We start from the raw sequence: 21,767 nt of genomic DNA on the forward strand, positions 1-21,767 counted from the left end.
TCTCGAATTGCCTCGGGCAGACCAAGGGGCGTAGCCCCTCAGCGGGAAAACGGTGTTATCCGATGTCTAAGCCACCTTCGAGTTTACATTCAAAAAATCATTTATATCGTATTGTAATTCCTTTCATTTTTTCTTCTTTCTTAAATACTTCTCCAGCCCCATATGAAATTCCTAATTCATTTTTACTCAGACCACTTGATATCACTGGATGTATAAGAAATAAATGTGTTTCCTCTGTCTGCATTATCGATATTATTCCAAGATTTAATTATTGAGACTTGGTAACTTTCTCTATACCACTGATTTATTGATACCACCAGGTTGATTTACTTGACTCACTACTTCATTTTTGCATGCTGAACTTAAAAGACTATTTATGAAGAAGAATACTAGGATAATCGGTAATACTAGCGTAACAAGAACAACGATTAAAAGTATAATCATCTTTTTTTTAGTTTTTCTTATGTTTTCTTGTTCGTCTTGTTCATGCCTATGGTCATTAATAATAAGATTGCTCATTTTTATCCTTTTTATGGTTTTAATTCGTTCTCAAAAATTGCTTAGATTTCTGATAACGTTCTGTGTATTTACGAACCCTCATCAACTTAAGACAAGCCCTGACTCTTAGATAGCTCTTATCTTAGGGTCAGGGTTTGTTGGCCGCGATGCGGTTAGGTGGTGCAAGATTGGCTGCCTGACTCTACATCCCCGAAGATTCTCCTGGCATACCAAGGGCGCTAGCCAGCAGCGTGAATACGGTGTTAGACGATGCCATTCGACTTCATAGAAAATGCTAACTTTATCCTTACCTTATGTTTATAAAAATAATTATTTTAGTATTTCTGATACAATTTTAATTACTCTCTTATCGAGCTTACTACAAGTGATATCAATTGCCCTTGTCTTTGATTCACTATCAATACTAATAATCTTATAATCTTGAAAATCATTATATTTAGCTAAATCAGAAAATATCTCATAGGAAAAATTACCATTACCTTTAGTTGTTAAATAAAAAGTGATTTTCTTATTCTTTATTTCAACCTTTTCTAATGTACCAATACTATTAATATATTCCTTTGTTGGATGAACCCATGAACTAATATCTGTAACAACTTCTTTATTATTAATTTCATCTTTTTCTGAAGGAATTGATTGCTCCTTAACTGTATCAACAATCGGTATATTATCATCTACACTATTAATATCCTTGTTAGTTGAACATCCTTGAAGAATTATTATTAAAATTATTATATTAAAATATTTCATTTTTTCTTTTAGTCTCCTATATGTTAAATGGTTTCTTATAACGTAAAATCTACGACATATGTCGTTTTATCATCCTTCATGAAGTTTCGAAACGAACATGCTCTCCCTCAAATAATTCAAGTAGTAGCTGAAGCGTTGCTTCATTACCTGGGACTGTCCATTCTAACTTCGCGATAACCCATACGCGACCAGGAATCTTGCGGATTTTTAAAACGACATCTGCTTGGTAACCATTTGTTTTAATAATGAAAAGATTATTAATTCGAGTAATATAAATCAACAGTGGACCACCCATTTATTCAATTCAATATATCCCAAAATATCCCTGCATTCTTCCGCACTTTGTGCTCAATTAAATTAGATGTGAAAACTTAAAAAAGACGTTCGTCGTTCTAAGATCCAAACAAAAAAGGACAGCCCTCCCAATGGAGTGACAGTCCCGATGCTTTCGAATTATTCATTTGAATAAAGTATACATGATAAGAGGCATCCATTTTGATTTGAATAAATACATCTCGTTGATACTTGATTCTTGGGGATGAAAAAAAGCCATCCAAGATGCAAGCATCTCGAATGGCAGTACACTTACTTATTCATTTCCTTCTTGAAAATGCTCTTTGCAAAACGCTTCAACTGCGGCAACTTCATCATCCTCTAAATCAAAATCCAAATAGAGCTGCGTCGTTTTCTCGTAAAGCTCATACTTCATAATCCCAGACTTTTCCTCTTCTACGCTATAGATCGCTCTGATATATAATCCGCTTTCCGAGTATAATTCGTCATCTTCTTCAACTTCAATATCAATGAGAAATTCATATCGCTGCCCCGTCAAAATCCCAAATGGATCTTTCACCAATTCCACGGTGTAACTTGTCATTGTAAACATTGAACCACCCCTTTTTCATCTGCAGGTTATAGTATACCTGAAAATACGAAAAAAGCTAAACTTTCGGGGATGTATCTTTTAATTTATTCTCCATCGTTACTCGACCTATTCTGTTTTCGCGACCAGTTTCTAGGATTTAAGTACCGTCTATATTTTCTCGCCACTTCTTTACCAAGAATAATGCCGCCTGTCCAGAACGCAATCTCGCTAACGATAAGAAGACCAGCGATCCAACCAGCAATCTCACTTCCGGTATGAACGAAGAATGGAATGGTAAATGCCGATAAAAGTGCAATCCCAGAGACGATCAGCATCGCAATACCCAGTTTTTTCAAATTTAACAACCCCCTACTTTCATCTCCTACCCTTAAACTCTACTTGGCTTTTCCAACATTATCAAGTTTTATAGAAAAAACTGATTACTCCGCCCCTTAAAGTCGTTCAGCAGCTACGTGAGGTAGATGGGCTTCTACAACTTTGAAAGTTTGGTGCGAGGGCAGGCAGATAGTATTCTGTTCAAATATTGATAAACTGCTGGTCAAATCCAACTCTGTGGAGTGATTTCGGACATATAAGCTGCTAATCTGAGAATTGGAGGGAACGAGGAGCCTCTATTTCGGTGATTATGCAGATACAGGGCCGGTAAGCGGAACGTGGGCGCGCTATTTTGGCGTTTTACCGGTTTTTTCGCCTCGAAAGCGGAAATAGAGGCTCCTCGTTCCGCGAAAAGTTGATATACGCGTTTTTGAGCAAAATAAGGCATCTACGTTCCGCTACAATCTGGTGATGCCAGGTACGTGTTGAGTTTGGGATACAGATAGAAGAACTATGAGTACGGCTTGCCTGTGATTGGGCCATGTGATGGATATGCTCCTTTTTTGGAGTATACAGTAGAAAGTTGAGTGTTTAGGGCAGGTAGATAATCAAAAATATGCGAAAAAAAGACCGCACAGCCTAAGCTGTTGCGATCTTCATTTTAGCCAAACTGTTCGTTACTTAAGGCGCATTCGGTCCTACCTCTGTTACCATCATTGGATGTTTCCCAAAGGTTGTGCTTGAAGACCGTTCATCGGCTCCAATATCCGTGGTGGCGCGTGTTTCTCCATCCATATCCTCTGTCACAAAGGTGTAGGTTCCCAATGCAGCGTTGATCGCCGGACTGCCGGAAGATAATTTCTGCAACCCGTTTACAGTTGTAAGCAACGGATTTACTCCCCAAATTTGGGCAGCGGTCCTCGAACTATTATTGCTTACTGTGCTTCCGAACCCCATATTCCCTTCGAATACGGTGTTGGTAGTCACAACTTCATCATAAAGAGTGCCCGTGGAATTTCTCACGATATTATTAGCAATTCTGCTGTCCTGAGTGGCATACGCTTTACTAGAACCAACAATAATTCCCGTCGTGCTGTTAACAATCGTATTGTTGACAACTTGCGCTCGGTAAATTTTCCACTGCGCTCTCAAGTCATCAGCCGTTGGATTGGATGGATACCCACTCGTGCCTCCGTCATAATTACCATTGTCAAGAATAATGGCGTTAGCAGTAAGATTCTCCATGTAATTGTTGTATATCTTATGGTCGTTGCCATAAATACGGATCCCCGCTTCTTCCGTTTCTACTCCATCGCCAAGGAAAAAGTTGCCGTAAAATGAGTTGTTATGACCATGTCTTGAGGTGAACCCTCCTTTGGAGGTCTTGAAGGTATTGTAGCGAACCGTGTTATTACTGCTTTTCACAGACACGATTTCGGGTTCGCCATCGCAGTTCTCAAATAAATTGTACTGAATGGTATTAAACCCATTGGACAAGGAGATTCCCGATAATCCAAGGCGTATTGTTTCTTTGCCATTAGCCACCCATGGACCGACATCATGAAAGTAATTATATTCGATGACGTCATACTGAGAGATGTTCCCGTTACCATCTCCTTGATAGGCAATTAGAGGATCCGTGTCGCTCTTGTTACCGAAGTCATTATGATCGATTCGATTATGATGACTATTGACTCCGCTAACCTGAAGCCAGATTAGAGTGCTTCCGGTCGCTTGCAGCGCGAATAAATTTCGAGTAACTCGAATGTTATTAGACCCATCTAGGAGTAGGGCAGTATTTCCTAAGTTTGTAAATTTAAGTCCCTCGATAACGACATTGGACGAGTTTTGAATTTGTAAGGACGCTCCGCCAGAAATAATCGCTTGTCCTTGATTAGCCGTCTTGATCGTAATGGGGCTGCTTGCTGTGCCGTTTTTGTTGCTCAAGACGAAAGGGCCTGTTTGTGTGTAAGTCCCATTCGCGAGTACGATTGTGGTACCGGCACTGGCATTGCTCAAAGCCGTTGTTAACTCAGCGGATGTGGAGACAGGTACACCAGGAGTAACTGGAACAACCCCATAAATTTCTACCTCCGTATAGCTGTTCCATGTGTTCAGGGAGTTGCCATGTCCAACAATTCGTACATAACGGACAGACGTTACATCAGGGAAGTCAAAAGTCTGCAAGCTTGTATTCAAACTGCTCGTTACGTTAGCCTGAACCGTTGTAAAATTCACGTTATCCGTGGAAGTTTGAATATCGAAACTGGAAGTTCTTGTATCCCCGCTTAAAAATGCAATCTTAATAAAGGAAACTTTGACATTCGAGCCCAAATCGTACTTGATCCATTGCCCATTGCCGTTAGCAGACCAGCGAGTGGTTAAGCTTCCATCCACCGTATTAGCAGGCACATTCCCATCATCAGCGCTAGCAGTTACAGAAGCCCCTGGAACTGAGAACTTGGAGTCCGCGGAAGCGCTTGCAGATGTGTCTCCGTAAATTTCCACCTCGGTGTAACTGTTCCATGCGTTCACGGAGTTGCCATGTCCAACAATCCGCACATAACGGACGGGATCTACATCTGGAAAATCAAAAATCTGCAGGCTTGTATTTAAACTGCTCGTCACGTTAGCCTGAACCGTCGTAAAATTTACATTATCCATAGATATTTGTATATCAAAATTCGATGTTCGCGTATCCCCGTTTAAAAATGCAATTTTAATGAAAGATACTTTTTTAACGGTACCCAAATCGAACTTGATCCATTGCCCGTCACCACTAGCAGACCAACGGGTCGTTAAGCTACCATCGACGGTATTGGCAGGTACGTTCCCATCATCCGCACTTGCCGTCACACCAGATGGCGCGATCGACAATTTAGCGTCGGCTGCATAACCTGAAAAAGGGATCATGGCAAGAAACAAACTAACGAGTAACAGAACAATGCCTGCTTTTTTTCCTTTTCCCATTAAGAAATCCTCCTCTAAACTTGATTTCATTTTCAAATCAACCAATCCTTTCTAACATTGAACTCCTTTCATTGTCGTCGAGTGCGCACTCTCCCTCAATTTTAAATAAATCATAGAAATATTAAATCTTCATAATCGTAAATTCATCTTTAAAATCGAAACTACACACCCTCATTACCTAATCTGACTATTCAAATATGCATGTAAACGTAAAAAAGGAATGTCCTCTGTTACCAGACATCCCTCCGTGGCCTTACCTCTACATCCTTACAACCAAAGAAGCGGCTGTCGGATAGCCATATTTCGGCGCACCTCTGAACTTGATGGGCTTTTATCCAGCTCATGCCACAGCTTCAACAAATCATCAGATTCGTAAGCAAGCCCCGCGAATAGTAGCAACGATATCCCGACTGGCCACTCTTCAAAGCACTCCACATCATGCCTGTAAGGCCATGCAGCTTTATTCATCAAATAAGGCGTCAGAAAATCAATTCCCTTCTGGATTCCCCTTCCATCGGGTAATTGATAATCCCATAAATTATCGTTCGGAGTCGAGAGAATATGGCAGAGGGTAACCAGATTATCCAAGGCGAAGATGGAATAGGCGTATGGCTTAGTTCGCGCTAATTCCCTCGGCAAGCTGCCGTTCTGATCCATTTGCTCAGCCAGCAAACGGGTCTTGAATTGTTCCCGGCAATAGGCAAGCATTTGTTCATTTCCAGTCATCCGTCCAAATGCAACTGCTTGCACGAACCAGCAGATCCCATGATTATTGTTCGCGTCCCTTTCCTCAATGCCTTGAGGGTGCGTACTCATCCAATTCAAATAACTGGAGAACCATGCCATGAGGCCCTGCCTTGAAGTTTCCTCCATACGCAATGCCCTTTCCATAGCTTCAAAGGCAACCGTAATGTCAATCAAGTGAAGCGTATCGATAATCCCGATTCCCCTTCCCTCACATACGCCAGGAATCGCTTGGGCATACAACAGATGCGGATTCATTCGGGTCTGTTCATCCAAGAAAAACGCCTTCAAAAGCTGCGCCGCTTTTGCCGCATATCGTTCGTCCTCCGTGATCCGATAGGCTGAAGCCAACCTGACCACATGCGTCCTCATAAGCCGCAGCATGCTCCGGTGATGATCGAAATTGCCGGGATTACTTTCCCCATCGCGACGAATATACGGCAGTCCATCCTCCGTATCCGGATTCGGCCACCAGTAGTCTCCATTCGAATAATAATCATGCAAGCCTCCAGGACTTCCATGAGCCATATGATCTGTTATATGTATCGTCGGGGCGTGAAGCGATTCCTCCGCATCATGGAGAATTCTGTCCATATCAAAGTAATCTTTCCATTGTTCCTTGTGTAACTTTATGATTCCCATCCTCATGCTCCTCCCCTGCCAATTACTAATCTTCCACGGGCAATTCAAGTAAAAGAAATTGACCTGTGACCTGCTAATTCCATAATGAAATAGCAGGTCACAGGCCAGTATTGCTAGAAAATACGATTTTTCCAGCCCAACAGCTTCGCAATAGCTTCAACGTAATAATAGTCACCATAGATCAAGGAAACGTCAACGTTCTGCCCAGCGGGGAAATTGCCAGTTCCGCCAAGCAAGATTGCCTCATGCTCCGGTTGATCCCATGTTGCATAGTTCTGGGTCAAGGAAAGCAAAATCCGTTCCGCTGCCCGTCGATAAAGCGCGCCCTCAACGGCTGGAAGTGCATCAGCCAGCTCCAGCAAACCAGACGCTGCGCAGGTTGCCGCAGACGTATCGCGAGGGAGGCCTTCCAAGGATTCATCTGCGCGGAAATCCCAATGCGCTACATAATCCTCCGGTAAGCAAGCTAGAAAATAATGCGCTACGCGTCTAGCCGCATGAAGATATTTGGCATCCCCTGTGTAGCGGTAAGTGTTGGCCATACCATGCAGCGCCCAAGCTTGCCCACGGCTCCAGGAAGAATGAGGTCCTGCCCCCTGCCCGCCGAGAGATTCGATAAGCTCGCCCGACCTTGGATCAAAGCTCAGAATGTGATTCACAGAACCGTCTTCTCGGATAAAATGCTCCACCACCGTATCCGCATGCGCCTTGCCTACATGTTCAAACCGCGGATCAGCCGACTCTTGAGCAGCCCAAAACAAGATAGACAAGTTCATAGACGAATCCACGATGGACCAACCGATTTTTTCTTGATTCCAGGCTCTCAGGAATTGACCAGCCAGATTGAAGCGACCAGTTAAGAAGTTTGCTGCAAACAGCCCCCGGCGCTTACCGTCCTGATCGCCTGTCAGCTTGTATTTGATAACCGCTGTCGGCAGGAATTGAAAGCCTACATCATGGTGATAGTTGTTAGCCTCGATCATCTTCTTTTCAAACTTCTCGTCCCAGCTCCACGCCGCTTTCTTGTAGTGCTCCTTGCCGGTCATTTCGTGCATAATCCACAGGATGCCTGGCCAGAAACCGGAAGTCCACCAATCGTGCCGCATGTCATCGTAGATACCGTCTTCCTTAGCCACATGCGGAGATTTATCCCCGAGCTGTTCAATCATTCGATCAACTTTAACCTGCAGTGCCTCCCATACGTGGGGCAGTGCTTCCTTCATGCTTGCGGCGTTCTTCCACTTGTCCGCTTGAATCGTTGTCTTGTTTTCCATTCGATTCGCTCCTTTGATTTTAATGTAACGTGATAAAAGCAGTAGCCAATCCTTCACACTTCGCGCTGACTACCGAGACCGGTTGATGAGTTGCCTTGCCCGCTTTGACCGCAGCCATGGCAGGTCCCCCCGCAGATACGAATGCGGTCTCAAGGATGGCAGCTGCACTTCCACCCAGCGGATCGATATAAATCCCCGCACGTCCAGTTGCCAACTGTACTAGCCTCGAGCCATGGATCGTGCCAAGACCATCAAGCAGCTTGCCATCACCGCTAAGTCCAAAACGAATGAAATGAGAAGCATCAGGGCAAAAAACTCCCTTCGCATCAAACATACGCGCTTCCACATAGATACGACCATCATCCTGCTTCACTGACGTAAGCCGAAGCTCTGACGGCTCCCCCCATGTCTCGGTCTGGTAGCCAATGGTCAGCTCATCCTTCACAATGATGCCATCCTTCTCAGCGATGACCTGAACATGGTTCATGCCAGGATTGAAAGCTGTATTCCAACGCAGACCCGCACATGGAAAGTCTTTGGAATCTCGCTGTTTCACGCCCAAACTAACCCCGTTAAGAAAAAGCTCCGCCTTTGAACAGTTGGAGTAAACCTTTAAGCACTTCTGCTCATCCTTAGCACCCCAACGGACTGGCATCGTGTGACCGTAAATGCGAACCATAGGTTCCTTAGACCAATAGGATTGAAAGACATAAAAGGCTTCTTTCTTCGTCAAATCACGTTCAACGATTCCCTTCATATTCAGATACGGAATTGGTGAATCCGGACGGACTGGCGTGGCGAAATCCTTGAAGGACCATTGTGCCGCGCCTGTTAGCCAATCCATCCCCTCTTGGCATTTTAAAAACCAATCGATCATTTCACAGAAGTACGTCTCCGACCAGTCTCCATCCCGGGAGACACGCGTTTCGCCTCCAGTCAGCAAATAATCCCCATCTCGCTCCTCTGTTGCTCCATCTCCGTTAGGAATAAACTCAAAACCCGTGTACGTTTTCTCCACATGCCGAGTTGGCAAATTATCTGCCCCCCATTCCATATGGAAAAAGGAGTCTACCTGATCAAAGGCCACCCTGCAGCTTTTCTCGTAATCTGTGTATATGCCTCGATACCACCCTGCCCAAATCGAAGGGGAGTAAACATCAATAATATCTTTGCAAAACTCACATCGTCGTATTGCAGTCAGACGCCCTGCATCCAACTGGTGTGACAGGTCATGAAGCTCTTTCATAAAGCCACGGATTTCTTCTTGATCAAAATAATCAAAATCGCATTCCCAATCATTTTCATTGCCGAGCCCCCAAAGAATCACGGACGGATGATTGTAATGCTGAGAGATCATCGCCTTAAGCATATCGCGACACTGCTGTCGGTAAGCTTCGCCCCCTAACCCTCCACGGCACCAAGGGATTTCCTCCCAAACCAATATGCCGAGATCATCGCAAAGATTCAGAACAATTCTCGATTGCTGGTAATGACCGAGCCGTATAAAGTTAGCACCCATGCTCTTAATCAATTGCATTTCTTCACGAATCATCTCTTCTGTCATCGCAGGTCCAACACCGGCATGATCCTCATGACGATGAGTACCGCGAAGCAATAAACGTTCCCCATTAAGCTTGAATGGCCCTTGCTTCATAAACTCAAAGAAACGAACCCCAAATCTCTCGTCAACCGTTGTCTCTCCATGAACGCTCGAAAGGGTCACATTACAGCCATACAAGTCAGGTTGTTCCGTCGACCAGAGATTAGGTGTATCTAGCTCGAATACGGTTAGCTCCTTATCCCCTTCCCACGGCGATGTACTCACATTTGAAACCGCTATCACACGACCCGTTGGGTCCGTTAATTGGATCGTCAGCTGCAGGTTTTCGTTTAAGTCCTTCGGATTATATAATGTTGCGCGAACTTTCACCGTACAGGAAGATATCGAATCGGAGCCGGAAACCATCGACTTTTGCAAATCTTGGATGTCCGTCTCGATATGTACTTTCTCCAGCGATACCGCTGGCACATAGACCAGATTCAGATAGCGGTACACACCGCCATATAGGTGAAAATCACTGGCATCTGACGGAATCGTCTCAAGTTCACGGCTGTTATCGCACATGACGGCTACGGGAACTTTCCCCTCATAGCGTTCCATTTCCTGCGCTCGTTCGGCGGCTTCCGTCATATCTACCGTGAATTCATCGTACCCTCCAAGGTGTTCTCCTACCTGCTCGGTATAAACGAATACCTTAGAACGCTGTCCCGCTCCTTCGAAATGAAGAAGTGTTCTCCCGTTCGGATACGGATTGTTCAACGCAAGCTTCGTACGATACCAGCCCTGCCCTTGATAGTACTTACTGTCCGGGTCCATCGTATCCAAAGCATTGTAAGAATGCGGAAGCTCTATTCGCCTCCATGGCACATTATAGTGATTTTGGAGCTTATCGCCCCGCCATACCTCCCACACGCCTCCTAGACTCCCACAGTAATGCTCCCAATTCTGAATCAACCGTTGACCAAACAATGTCTCTCACTCCCACCGAAATTCTTGCCCTCAGTATAGCAAAAATCAATCGAACAGAGTGTAGTGCTCTTATGATAAAATGTTGTTATATTATGATTTAACAGATTAGCGAAGATGGGAGTCCTTCCGACTATGAAGGTAATGAATTACTTAAACCTGAATCAACACCCGGCACATCTTCAATTTTATCGAAATCGGACAAATGCATTCGCTGAAATCTATCACGCACATCAAGGGATGGAAATCCTGATCGTCCACGAAGGCACGGGTACCGTCATTGTGGAACAACAAATTTTCGACCTGGCTCCGGGCATGCTGTTTTACTTCAGACCTTTCCAGCTTCATCGGATACGGATGAACGAGGAAGCCCATCAAGCCTACATCCGATCTTTTTTCGTATTCGAACCCACGCTGCTGGATGGCTGTTTGACGGCATTCCCTTCGATACGTGAATTTTTCCAAAAGCTTTGGAAAGACCCCCTATCTATTCAAAGGATAAGCGGACTAGACACGGAAGCTTTGCATAACTTGCTTCAAGCTCATCAGCATACAATTGAGCATGCCAAACCAGAACAATTGCTCGAAGAGCAATTGTTCTTCTTGACCAGCTTGATGCATCATCTGAAAACTTCCTATCCAAGCAGCAGCTATCCCCTAACTACGGAACGGAATGCCAAAGTAAAGTCCTCATCCATTGCTGAGAAGGTGATGGAATGGATCGAAATCCATTACATGGAGCCTTTTGAGCTTAATCAACTCGCACAGGCCATTCATTTATCGCCAAATCATATATCCGCGGTCTTTAAGCAAATCGTAGGCAGCAGCATTACTGAATATTTGACCGCTAGACGCATTCGTCAAGCGTGTTTATTGCTTAAAACAAGCGATATCTCTATACAAGGGATCGGTCAAGCTGTAGGTCTGGGGAATTTCTCTTATTTTTGCCAAATGTTCAAGAAACACGTGGGATTGAGCCCCTATCAGTTTAAACGGTCGTCAAGCCAACCATCGTAGGAAAAAACAAAGAGGACTATCCAATAGCCCCCTTTCATTTCCTTATCACCCTACGGCTTCTTTCTGATCAAGATGATAATATTTAAATAACCTCAGGTTTTTCAAGCTATTTGGTAAGGCATCGTTTTTTGATTCAAGAACATCTGACGGCAATTTGAACAAGGTTGCTATGTTTTTGGGGAGTGTTTGGTTGGGGACGGGAACTTTCTTTTTGCCTGGGATAAAGTTTTTAAACGAAGCGATCTGGAAGCCCCAATCTCCGAAAGAAGGGACATAAACATAGTAGCTTTTCGTCTTCAATCTTATGCTTTTCAACGTATGATGAATGCTCCAATAGACACGCGGCATATCTTCAATCGAATTGGATTGGATGACAATAATACCGCCTGGCGCAAGTGATTTTACTACACGTTGGAAAAATTCTTTTGTGTACAATTTACTAATCGTTTTGTCTGAGGGATCAGGAAAATCAACAATAATCACATGATAGGATTTGGAAGTAGGGAAAAATAATTTGGCATCCTTTTGATGAACCTTCACACGTTTATCGAATAATGATCGATCATTCAATGTAGATATGGTCTTCCTTTTGGCTATTTTAATGATTTTGGGATCCAACTCAACCAGATCAACGGATTTTACATCCTTGTATTTAAGCACTTCTCTTGCTGCGAATCCATCGCCTCCGCCTAATATTAAGACATTACGGCGACTAGGCGACATCGTCATTGCCGGGTGAACGAGTGCCTCGTGATAAAAGCGTTCATCCAATGAACTGAATTGCAGCTGCTTATCCAAATACATCCGTACGTCTTTCGCTTCGAGCAAGACAATATTTTGAAACCGACTTTTACCTTTATATATGATTTTAGGTTTCCTTTGCAATAAATGCTTTAGTGTGTACAGATCCCAAATATCTCCCCGCATTTGATTAGAGTTTGGTTTTTTAGGTTTCACCTTTTTAATCTTGCTTGGAATTTTACTTATAGTCTTACTTGGAGTCTTTGCCATTTTTTGCAATGATTTCACCTCACTTATTAATTTCCTTTCCCCTCTAATTTCCCAGACAAATTAAAATTATGATATGCCGCATTTTCCGAGAAAGTGTGGGCTGAGGTTCTCCTTGCATTCCCCTGCGTTACTAGGTGCAGCTGTTCTGAAACATGCCTATCTATGAATATCTTTGGAAGGAAGTGCGCTGTGCGATTACAAATGCTAGATCATCTGCTCCAAAGAATTAATGGGGTGCAGGATTCCCTTATAGGCAAAGGATGCCTGGCCGGTTTCCTCTGAAACGACGAGTACAAGAGCATCGGTTCGCTCTGTCAAGCCTATCGCAGCACGGTGTCGTGTCCCCATTTTTTTCTCAACCGTAATATTCGATACGGGCAAAACGTTCGCTGCCGAAATTATTCGATCGGATTGAATCAATAAGGCTCCATCATGAAGCGGATTGCCAGGGTAAAAAATGGCTTCCAATAACGAGTACGTTAATGTGGCTTCCAACCTAATGCCAGAGTGCATAAACATATCCAGCAAATCGTTCCTCTGGATCACGATTAAAGCACCATGTCGGCGTTCCGACAGATGCTGAATACAAATGGACAAGTCTAAATAATGGGATGTGAATGAGGATAAATAACATTGTAGATAGAAGGAAGCAGCTATCGATTCGACTTGTTTAAACGCTTCGCGAATTTCATCAAATCGACTTAAAAGACAGTTATTTTCATCATTATCCAAGGTTTCCAAGCTGCACTCTATTTCAGCGGAAATGTGGCGCAATTGTTGCTTCAGCTGTTCTTTCATCGGGGATATGTCACAGTTTTCTTGCTGCACTCGTCACACCTCAGAACTTCTTTATATTCACGAAAAGTTGATCAACTTTCCGTATTCCTATGTATTAATATGTACATCCATCCTTATATGTATGACTAAGTAATGAGCATGAATGGCCAACGAGATGAAAATATGAAGAAAACTCGCTCTATTGATATATAGCGAGTTTTTAGTCATTTTCATTTCCATTTAAAAAGAAAAATTCACCAATTACGTCGCTGTCACATTAGTGGCAGTTTGCGATACCGTTTTTGTTAAGTTGTTCACTAAAGGATTCTGGACGATTGCATTTCCGGCTTGTGTGCCGAGCCTTTGTCCTAAGCTGTTCCCCAATATTCCACCAATAACGGACCCGACGACTGTCCCAACCCCAGGAAGAACTGTAGTTCCAAGCATTGCTCCATATTCAATACCGGCCATGACGCCGATTGCCCCTGTTACATTTCCCGTTGTTTTCACGGCAAATTCTTTTTTATCCATTTGTCCCTTTGTTAAATTCCTCACATCTTGAGCTTCCGATATTCCTCCCGAAATAAGTCCTGCCCATAAAGAACCGCCTTGTAACATAATGATCTCTCCTTCAATTAATATTTTTCACAATAACAAGTCTGCCCCATTACTTTGAAAAATCATCAATTCGGGTATATCCAACTTTCTCCTTACATTTCTTTCAGGATCGGTTCTTCTACTACCTTCTGACTTTCCATTTGCCCTGATGGAAAATCGGAAGCAGCTTCTTTGATCTGGTCCTTAATCTCGAGCCATGCTCCCGTACCTTTCACCGCCAATTTGCGTACGGCTTTTCTGCTTTCTGGAGATACAGCAAATACTAGTGCCGCTGCACCTAAGATAATACCGAATAGTGATTTACTTTTCATATGCGAACCTCCTCGAAATTTATTTAAATAATTCCATAAAATGAGAATTTTTATACGAAGTGAATTTCTAAGTTTCCTGAAATAAACAAATGAATATTTGAATTATGGACTGTGAATAATAACCAAATCAATTTCCAAGTCATATCAACATGGGGTAAGGAGAGTAAAGGGATGTATTCATTGCAAAGCAACAAGAATAGATTTCTCCACGTTTTGCCGGGAGAATACGCATGGAAATCTGCGGCTTGAAGGGAAGCAAGCTAACTGCCGATCTACTTATCAAAAGCTTCTCAACAATTAAAGGAATTCATAAAGCAGAGCCTTGCATACTTACAGGCAGATTACTTCTTCGTTACGACGATAAGCAGATTTCAAAGCAACATATTTTCGGGATTATCCGAAATATGGAAGAGCAGGTTAGCCTTCTTAATACCCCAGTCTACGCTCTTGAGCAAGTCGCTTCTATGAATGAAGAAGTAAAGCAGGAGGTTGCTGCAGCGCAAGATGTTGACCTTGAACGACCTGAAGACATCAGAGTTCTCCCACACATGCACAACCCAACTGCGAAACAATACTCAGGAAAAATCCCTCTTCCTCTGGCTTTGTCTATAGGCGGGCTAGCTATTCTAGGAGCGAAGCAGTTGTTTATGGGACGCTCGGCATTGGCAAGAAGTCCGGCACCTTTCTACTTGTCAGCTCTCGTTTCTGTCGTAACGGGTTATCCGTTCTTAAAACGGGGAGTTCAGAACTTCTCACAGAAGAAACAAATAAATTCTGATATTATTTTAGGAACAAGTGCACTAGCTCTCGCACTTATCCGCGAAAATTTAGTCGTGTTAGCCGGTTTAAGCCTATTACAATTCGTTAACTGGAAGAAAAGCCAGTCTGTCTTACAAACGAAACAAGATCATTATTTATCGCCTGATATTCAACTTTACAGTGAAAAGGCCAGCAAATTGGGCATGATCGCCTCTGGAGTCACATGGGCGATTACACGAAATCCGCTGCGTGCAATCGCTGTTCTTCTAGCAGCAAATCCGCGGTCCATGACTTTACCCGCTACATGTGCCTGGAATCAAGCTGAACTTGTTTCAGATGAAAGACATTATGTCGTTCCTGCAAAAGGTTCACTGTCTCAGCTTGCACGAACGAAAACCATGTTAATTGAAGACTCATCGCTTCTATTTAACCCTCCGGAAATTGAAGAAATCGAGTGTCTGACCATGAATGATTCAGATGCAGATTCAGATAAAATAGTTTGTTATGCAGCGTCATTGATGGCAAAAAGCAGCCATCCTTGGAAAGATGAGATATGGAACAAGGCAAAGCAATCGTGTCGTACGATTCGCACCGCATTTCATGTAGAAGAAAATGAACAAGGAATGAAAGGAAAAATCAACGATTCCCTTATTTTGCTCGGAAGTTTCAAGTATTTTCAGGAACACGGCATTGATTGCTCAGCATTTGTGCTTAAGGCAAAAAGATTGATGAAAAAGGGCAGCAGTGTCCTGTTTGTAGGAAAACAAGGAATCAAAAGCAGTGAATGTTTGGGTCTACTCGTCAGACATCAAGAAACCGCCATCAATGATCTAGGGATTACAGCGGCTTCTTTTATAGAAAACGGTTGGCGGATCCAGTTACTTCATAACCGTTTGCAGATCAGCGATGAAATGCTCTCTAGACACCATATGGATGTAAACTGGTTGGCACTAGAGCCTGGTGAAGTGATTGAAAGAATCGCCGTCTTGCAGCAGCAAGGTGAGGAAGTCCTATTTGTCTCAAGTACAGAGGAAAACGCGATTAATGCCTTTTTCAAAGAAGCAGGCTTAGCCTCAATTTCCATCGATGAGTTAAAACGCATTCAGGAAAGTGCTACTTACGCCGAGATCATTGATCAAACCGTAAACCAGCATGTTTCTGTTTCAAAAAAATGGAATATACTAGGAAGCGCTTTAGCAACGTTCGGAATGATAAGCGCCCCTATTGTCAATTTAGCTTCGGATGCTTTATCTCTTGTATTTATGTCCAGATCGAAAAAAATAAGCGAATCATTCCCAGTTGCATCATCAAACACATATCACCCTGAAATAGCTGCTGCATTGGAGGCTCCTCCTATTTGGCATGCCCTTTCCAGTGAACAAATCACCGAAAATTTCCATGTCGATCCCAAGCAGGGGCTGACAACGGAACAGGTCATTTCTCTCCGAAACCGCTATGGATCGAACCAACTTGAGAGCAAACAACCAACCCCTTGGCTCGTCTCCTATTTGGGGCAATTCAAGGAATTTACAACCCTTATCCTGCTCGGCACCTCTGTTCTTGCCCTATTTACGGGCGGTGTGTTCGATGGCATTGCTATGGGGGCTATTCTACTCGCTAATGCTGCCATTGGGACGATTCAGGAGCGAAAAGCAGAAAAGGTAGTCGAGACGCTGAACCAATTTCAACCACCGGTCTGCCGAACTTTAAGAGAGGGCCAGCAGGCAGAAATGTCAGCAGCTGAATTGGTACCCGGCGATATTGTTTGCTTTGAAGCGGGAGATCGTGTCCCAACCGATATTCGTTTGATTAGCTCAAGCAGCTTGCGTGTCAACGAGGCCGCCCTAACGGGGGAATCGCTACCCATTGAAAAAAACGAGTCTACAGTAACCGTAGATTGTCCTCTGTCTGACCGGAGAAATATGCTTTTCATGGGGACGGATGTATGCGGGGGTAAAGGGATCGGTGTTGTTGTACATACTGGCATGCAAACCGAGATGGGCCATTTAATGTCCCTTATGAAGAATCATGAAAAAGAAGTCACTCCCTTGCAGGAAAAGGTAACGTCTATAAGCAAGAAATTTGTCAAAGGCGCTCTTGTAGCTGGGGGACTTGTCTTCATAACCGGACTGCTGCGCGGCATACCCATTACGCAAATGATTACGACTTCCATCACGTTGGCTGCTTCCGCTATTCCGGAAGGACTGCCCGTTACGATTACCATCGCTTTAAGTGCGGGAATTTTCCGTATGGCTAAGAAAAACGCGTTGATTAGAAAGCTTTCTTCCCTGGAAACATTAGGTCGAACAACGATCATTTGCACGGATAAGACAGGCACATTAACTAAAAATGAAATGACAGTTAAAGCCCTTTCGACGGTTGATCGGGCATGGACAATTACAGGCGACGGATATGATCCGACAGGTCAGTTTGAAGAGGTTATGCCCGAAGTGGCAGCCGCATCTGCAGCAGCTCTCCAATCGGAAACGCAAGATTATCACCATAATCCTGATTTGAAGCGACTTCTCCAAATCTGTGTGCTGTGCAATAACAGCAAACTCATTCAGGAGGAAGGAAGATGGATAACCAAAGGGGATCCAACTGAAGGCGCACTTCTAACGCTAGCCGCCAAAACCGGATTATGGGAAAAGAATTTGTCTCATTGGCATCGTGGACTTGAAATACCGTTCGACTCGGGCACGGCCAAAATGAGCGTTGTATGTAAAGACACGATGACTGAGCAGGAATGTTTCCTCTTTTCAAAAGGAGCCGTAGAGACCATCGTTCGCCACTGCAACCGATATCAAAAAAATGGTGAAATTCACCCCTTATCGGAAGAGCAAAAACAACTCATTTTACAGCAAAATGACAAACTCTCATCGGATGCCTTACGCGTTCTTGCCTTCGCTTACCGTCCTATGGATGAACATACGAATGAAGAGGGCATGGACGAGAAGGAACTGATTTATGTAGGTATGGCTGGGATGATGGACCCTCCAAAAACCGACGTGGCACACAATATCCAAGAAGCTTTAGAGCTAGGTGTGAAGCCTGTTATGATCACTGGAGATCACCCCATTACAGCGATTGCGATCGCAAAGCAGCTTGGCATCTATAATGGTTCTCAGAACGTGATTACAGGTTATGAGCTTGAACGTTTGTCGGATGATGAATTGGATCGGATTATTGACCAAATAACGATTTTTGCGAGGGTTACACCGGAGCATAAACTTCGAATCGTAACTGCCTTTCAAAAACATGGGCATATTGTTGCCATGACTGGCGACGGTGTTAACGATACCCCTGCCATCAAACAAGCCAACGTTGGGATTGCAATGGGACGATCCGGAACGGAAGTGACCAAAGAAACGGCAGATATGGTCTTAACTGAAGATCATTTTGGAACGATTGTTGATGGCGTTAAAGAAGGCCGTACGATCATAGGCAATATCCGTAAAGCACTCGGATGCTTATTGACCGGTAATTTAGCTGAGATTATCGTAACTAGTGCCGCTGTCATGGTCGGACTGCCGATTCCTTTAGTCCCCATTCAAATATTGCTGATGAATTTGCTGACGGATGCTTTGCCCGCGATGATCTTGGCTGTCAATCCCGGAAACAAGACTAACCAAACGAAGCGAAATGATATTGTTGATAAGGAACTGTATCAAAAAGTGATCGCCAGAGGAATCCTTCTGGGATTAGGATCAATCGGCTTATTTGCCGCAAGTATTGCTGCCGGGGCACCTATACCGGTTGCTCAAAGCATGGCATTCGCGACGCTAGTTGCGGGACAATTGATCCAAACCTTTTCATGGCGTCAAGAAGGTTCAGAGGAGACGGTTCGCGATTGGACGAAGGATCGATTCTTACTTGGTGCTCTTGGTATCTCTTGGCTGACTTTACTTGCTGCCTTGTATATACCGCCTTTAGCTGGATTTTTCCATACCGCCCCCCTCTCGTTCAAACACTGGCTTCCAATTATCGGGGTAGCCGGATCTGTATCGATTTTATCAAAACCGCTGCTTTCCCTCATTAAGAACATACAAGACAACAAATCTTTACCAACCATGGGTGAATACGCAAGTGCGGCGGTTTAATAACCGAAGCACTTGCAATTCGAGAATGCCCAAATAAACTTCGAGGGTGTATAAGCATGATTCAAAAGAATATAGACAAAATTATTATCGGTTCCGCTCTTGCTGTCGCTGCTTCTGCCTTACTCCCGATTGCCAAATCCACCATGCAGCCGATCGCTGTAGCAGGCGTGCAGGGTAGTAATAGTTTGATCCAACGAGCCAGGTCCCTGTTTCAAATGGCCCGGGAAGAAGTGGAAGATATTGTAGCCGAAGCTCAATTTGAAAGAATGAAAAAGCAGCTTGATAAAGAAATCGCATCGCTTAACGACGAAGAGAAATGACATGATAAATGAGGTGAATACTGGCAACATGGAACAAAGCATAGATTTTCATTTGCGAGAAGCTTTATCTCATCTGGAAGCTGCATTAAACCAAAGTGTAAGAACTGTACTTGAGAACGATGGCGCAAAAAAAGAAGTAGGCTTGAAATGGGAGAACTTTCTTGGTGAATTTATAGGCCAGGTTCGAGAAAAGGGCAAGAAGTCACGAATCAATCTACTTAGCTGGATTACCTTTCCTCGCATTCGTTAACAACAAAAGAACGTCTCTTAAGCACAAAGATACAAGAGGCGTTCCTTTGCATGGCTCCATCGCTAATTGCGTCTATTCTTAACAGAGATGACTCCAAGTTTTCTGCCTAGCCACATGTATAATGGATTCTTGATAGGAATAACCTCCTTTCCTTTAAGCATTTTCTCTCAAATATTTTTCTCGCGGTTGCTCCTAAATATGCTGGTAACTAATTACCAACCCAATCCCTTTGTTATAAAGATATGACTGATTGCTCTTCAGATTAAATGATCTATTCGTGCGATAATAAGATCAATTTTTTTCGCTCTAAGTACCAGTTCTTAGATCATGCGAGGCTCTTCCCTCTCTTGAAATATTTAGTAAGATTCCGATGCTCGCCATGCTAATTAGTAATGAAGATCCCCCATAACTAATAAGTGGAAGAGGAACACCAGTAATGGGAATACTCCCTGTAACTCCGCCTAGATTAATAAGTGCTTGAACACCGATTAGAGATACGATTCCTATCCCAATTAAAGTTCCGAACAAATCTGGGCATCTCAAGGCTACAACAATACCTCTCCAAATAAAAAAGATATAAATGAATAAAAAAATAAAACTTCCAATAAAGCCGAACTCTTCTCCTATTGTTGCAAAGATAAAATCCGTATGAGCTTCAGGTAAGTAAAGTAGCTTTTCTACCCCCTTGCCGAACCCCGCTCCCGTCCATCCCCCATGTCCTAGTGCTATTAAAGAATGAACTAATTGGTAGGAGGAGTCCTGCGAATCATCCCACGGATGAAGATAAGCCGTAAATCTTTGAAGCCTGTAGCTCTTAGCAAAGACAATTCCAACTGCAATTGGAAGCAGGGAAAGACCAATTCCAAAAAGGTACATTAGGTTTGCCCCACCGACCACAATCACAATAGTTGTTGCGATCAGGATCACGAGGTCGGAACCAATATCCGGTTGCAGCATGATTAGTCCCAGAACAAGACCAACGATGATAAATAGAGGGAGCAGCCCTTTTTTGAATTGACGGATATTCTCCCCCTTTTTATTGATTAGAGATGCAAGATAGATGATTAATCCTAGTTTTGCAAACTCTGTAGGCTGAATACCAAAAGAACCGACACCAAACCAGCTACGATGCCCGTTAATTTTTGTACCGAACACAATAACAAGCCCTAATAAAATAAGAATTAAAACAAAAATGGGACGAGACCATTTTTGGAACAATTGATAAGGTACATTCATCACGATCAGCATTGCAATTGTACCAATGATACCCCATATAGCTTGTCTCTCCGTAAAATAAATAAAAGAATGGAACTTCCATGAGGCTGATGCTTCACTAGAGCTAAACACCATTAAGATGCCAAAGCCCACAAGCATGCTAGTTAATAACAAAAGCAGAAAATCAGGTCGTCCCTTCAATGATTTCTTCAGCCAACTCGCCTCCGCTAATATAAACTTTTAAATGATCGTACTTTTATAATTTCGTTTTTTTGTTAATAAATGATTATAGAAACACCTAACAGAGTGAGGTCGAGCATCATGAAGAAATGGAAACGTTGGTTGATTAAATGTGCATATCTAAGTTGCATAGCAATATTGGCTTCTTCATATACGACCAAAACGATTGGAACTATGTACATCGAGGAACTAAACAAAGAATATCACATATCTTTACCAACCAATTCCTTTCATGTTTCAGGAGTTTCAGATAATGTATATAAACCCGAATTGGGTTCGATTCATGATAAACTTAAGATCTACTCACTCATCACGACTAAAATACCGCAAGGTGAGATTCAAAAAATCTCATCTCTCGTCGAAAATGGCCTCACGAAGGAAAAGCTTATCGAGATCCAAAAAATTCTAAACCAGAATTTAAACGAACAAGAGTATTCAGAACTGATGTCGATTTTTAGCAAATATTAGTTCTTCTCCTAAATGTGAGTATACATAGCTTTCATTAATTTCACATTAAAACAG

At 43.2% G+C, this 21,767-nt stretch carries 17 protein-coding genes; 4 read left to right on the forward strand and 13 right to left on the reverse strand.

Annotated elements, in window-relative coordinates; all coding sequences use genetic code 11:
- Nucleotides 1–828: 828 nt before the first annotated feature.
- The 8 genes from ACBP55_RS27640 to ACBP55_RS27675 all read right to left on the reverse strand — a co-directional run bounded on the left by ACBP55_RS27640 (nt 829) and on the right by ACBP55_RS27675 (nt 10,630).
- The gene (locus ACBP55_RS27640) at nt 829–1,269 is read right to left on the reverse strand and encodes a hypothetical protein (protein WP_464646177.1); all 441 of its coding nucleotides are present in this window, start codon (nt 1,267–1,269) and stop codon (nt 829–831) included.
- 76 nt (nt 1,270–1,345) lie between these two features.
- On the reverse strand, nt 1,346–1,549 hold the full coding sequence (locus tag ACBP55_RS27645) for a hypothetical protein (protein WP_464646179.1): 204 nt from the start codon (nt 1,547–1,549) through the stop codon (nt 1,346–1,348).
- A gap of 309 nt (nt 1,550–1,858) precedes the next feature.
- A complete protein-coding gene (locus ACBP55_RS27650; RefSeq protein ID WP_464646181.1) occupies nt 1,859–2,155 on the reverse strand; it encodes a DUF6509 family protein in 297 nt (98 codons plus the stop codon).
- An 83-nt stretch (nt 2,156–2,238) separates the two neighbouring features.
- The gene (locus ACBP55_RS27655) at nt 2,239–2,490 is read right to left on the reverse strand and encodes a transporter suffix domain-containing protein (RefSeq protein WP_464646183.1); all 252 of its coding nucleotides are present in this window, start codon (nt 2,488–2,490) and stop codon (nt 2,239–2,241) included.
- Between the two features lie 661 nt (nt 2,491–3,151).
- The gene (locus ACBP55_RS27660) at nt 3,152–5,440 is read right to left on the reverse strand and encodes a chondroitinase-B domain-containing protein (protein ID WP_464646185.1); all 2,289 of its coding nucleotides are present in this window, start codon (nt 5,438–5,440) and stop codon (nt 3,152–3,154) included.
- Between the two features lie 267 nt (nt 5,441–5,707).
- Nucleotides 5,708–6,826, reverse strand: coding sequence for an alginate lyase family protein (locus ACBP55_RS27665; RefSeq protein WP_464646187.1), 1,119 nt, complete (start codon nt 6,824–6,826; stop codon nt 5,708–5,710).
- Between the two features lie 113 nt (nt 6,827–6,939).
- Nucleotides 6,940–8,049 (reverse strand): glycoside hydrolase family 88 protein, encoded by a 1,110-nt coding sequence (locus ACBP55_RS27670; RefSeq protein WP_464653423.1) that lies wholly within the window; start codon nt 8,047–8,049, stop codon nt 6,940–6,942.
- Between the two features lie 70 nt (nt 8,050–8,119).
- Nucleotides 8,120–10,630 (reverse strand): glycoside hydrolase family 2 TIM barrel-domain containing protein, encoded by a 2,511-nt coding sequence (locus ACBP55_RS27675; protein ID WP_464646189.1) that lies wholly within the window; start codon nt 10,628–10,630, stop codon nt 8,120–8,122.
- A 132-nt stretch (nt 10,631–10,762) separates the two neighbouring features.
- Here ACBP55_RS27675 and ACBP55_RS27680 point away from each other — a divergent pair, with 132 nt between their 5' ends.
- Nucleotides 10,763–11,644: a helix-turn-helix domain-containing protein gene (locus tag ACBP55_RS27680; RefSeq protein WP_464646191.1), complete on the forward strand. Its 882-nt coding sequence runs from the start codon at nt 10,763–10,765 to the stop codon at nt 11,642–11,644.
- Nucleotides 11,645–11,689: 45 nt separating this feature from the next.
- Here the strand turns inward: ACBP55_RS27680 and ACBP55_RS27685 are convergent, their stop codons facing one another.
- The 4 genes from ACBP55_RS27685 to ACBP55_RS27700 form a co-directional block, all read right to left on the reverse strand.
- Nucleotides 11,690–12,655 (reverse strand): fused MFS/spermidine synthase, encoded by a 966-nt coding sequence (locus ACBP55_RS27685; RefSeq protein ID WP_464653424.1) that lies wholly within the window; start codon nt 12,653–12,655, stop codon nt 11,690–11,692.
- Between the two features lie 204 nt (nt 12,656–12,859).
- Entirely contained in the window at nt 12,860–13,483 is a 624-nt protein-coding gene (gene cdaS / locus ACBP55_RS27690) for a sporulation-specific diadenylate cyclase CdaS (RefSeq protein ID WP_464646192.1), read from the reverse strand.
- Nucleotides 13,484–13,693: 210 nt separating this feature from the next.
- A complete protein-coding gene (locus ACBP55_RS27695) occupies nt 13,694–14,050 on the reverse strand; it encodes a hypothetical protein (RefSeq protein WP_051253037.1) in 357 nt (118 codons plus the stop codon).
- Between the two features lie 92 nt (nt 14,051–14,142).
- Nucleotides 14,143–14,361 (reverse strand): hypothetical protein, encoded by a 219-nt coding sequence (locus ACBP55_RS27700; RefSeq protein ID WP_464646194.1) that lies wholly within the window; start codon nt 14,359–14,361, stop codon nt 14,143–14,145.
- A 230-nt stretch (nt 14,362–14,591) separates the two neighbouring features.
- Between ACBP55_RS27700 and ACBP55_RS27705 the strand changes: the two genes are divergently transcribed.
- From ACBP55_RS27705 to ACBP55_RS27715, 3 genes are read left to right on the forward strand one after another with little or no spacing between them, the layout of a single operon-like run.
- Nucleotides 14,592–19,220: a cation-translocating P-type ATPase gene (locus ACBP55_RS27705; protein WP_464646196.1), complete on the forward strand. Its 4,629-nt coding sequence runs from the start codon at nt 14,592–14,594 to the stop codon at nt 19,218–19,220.
- A gap of 56 nt (nt 19,221–19,276) precedes the next feature.
- Nucleotides 19,277–19,540 carry a DUF5132 domain-containing protein gene (locus ACBP55_RS27710; RefSeq protein WP_464646198.1) on the forward strand — a complete coding sequence of 88 codons (264 nt, stop codon included), beginning with the start codon at nt 19,277–19,279 and terminating at the stop codon, nt 19,538–19,540.
- Between the two features lie 28 nt (nt 19,541–19,568).
- Nucleotides 19,569–19,790 (forward strand): hypothetical protein, encoded by a 222-nt coding sequence (locus ACBP55_RS27715; RefSeq protein ID WP_464646200.1) that lies wholly within the window; start codon nt 19,569–19,571, stop codon nt 19,788–19,790.
- A 306-nt stretch (nt 19,791–20,096) separates the two neighbouring features.
- Here the strand turns inward: ACBP55_RS27715 and ftsW are convergent, their stop codons facing one another.
- The gene (gene ftsW, locus ACBP55_RS27720) at nt 20,097–21,206 is read right to left on the reverse strand and encodes a putative lipid II flippase FtsW (protein ID WP_464646201.1); all 1,110 of its coding nucleotides are present in this window, start codon (nt 21,204–21,206) and stop codon (nt 20,097–20,099) included.
- Nucleotides 21,207–21,767: the final 561 nt, after the last annotated feature.

Source organism: Paenibacillus sp. WG02 (assembly GCF_055396115.1).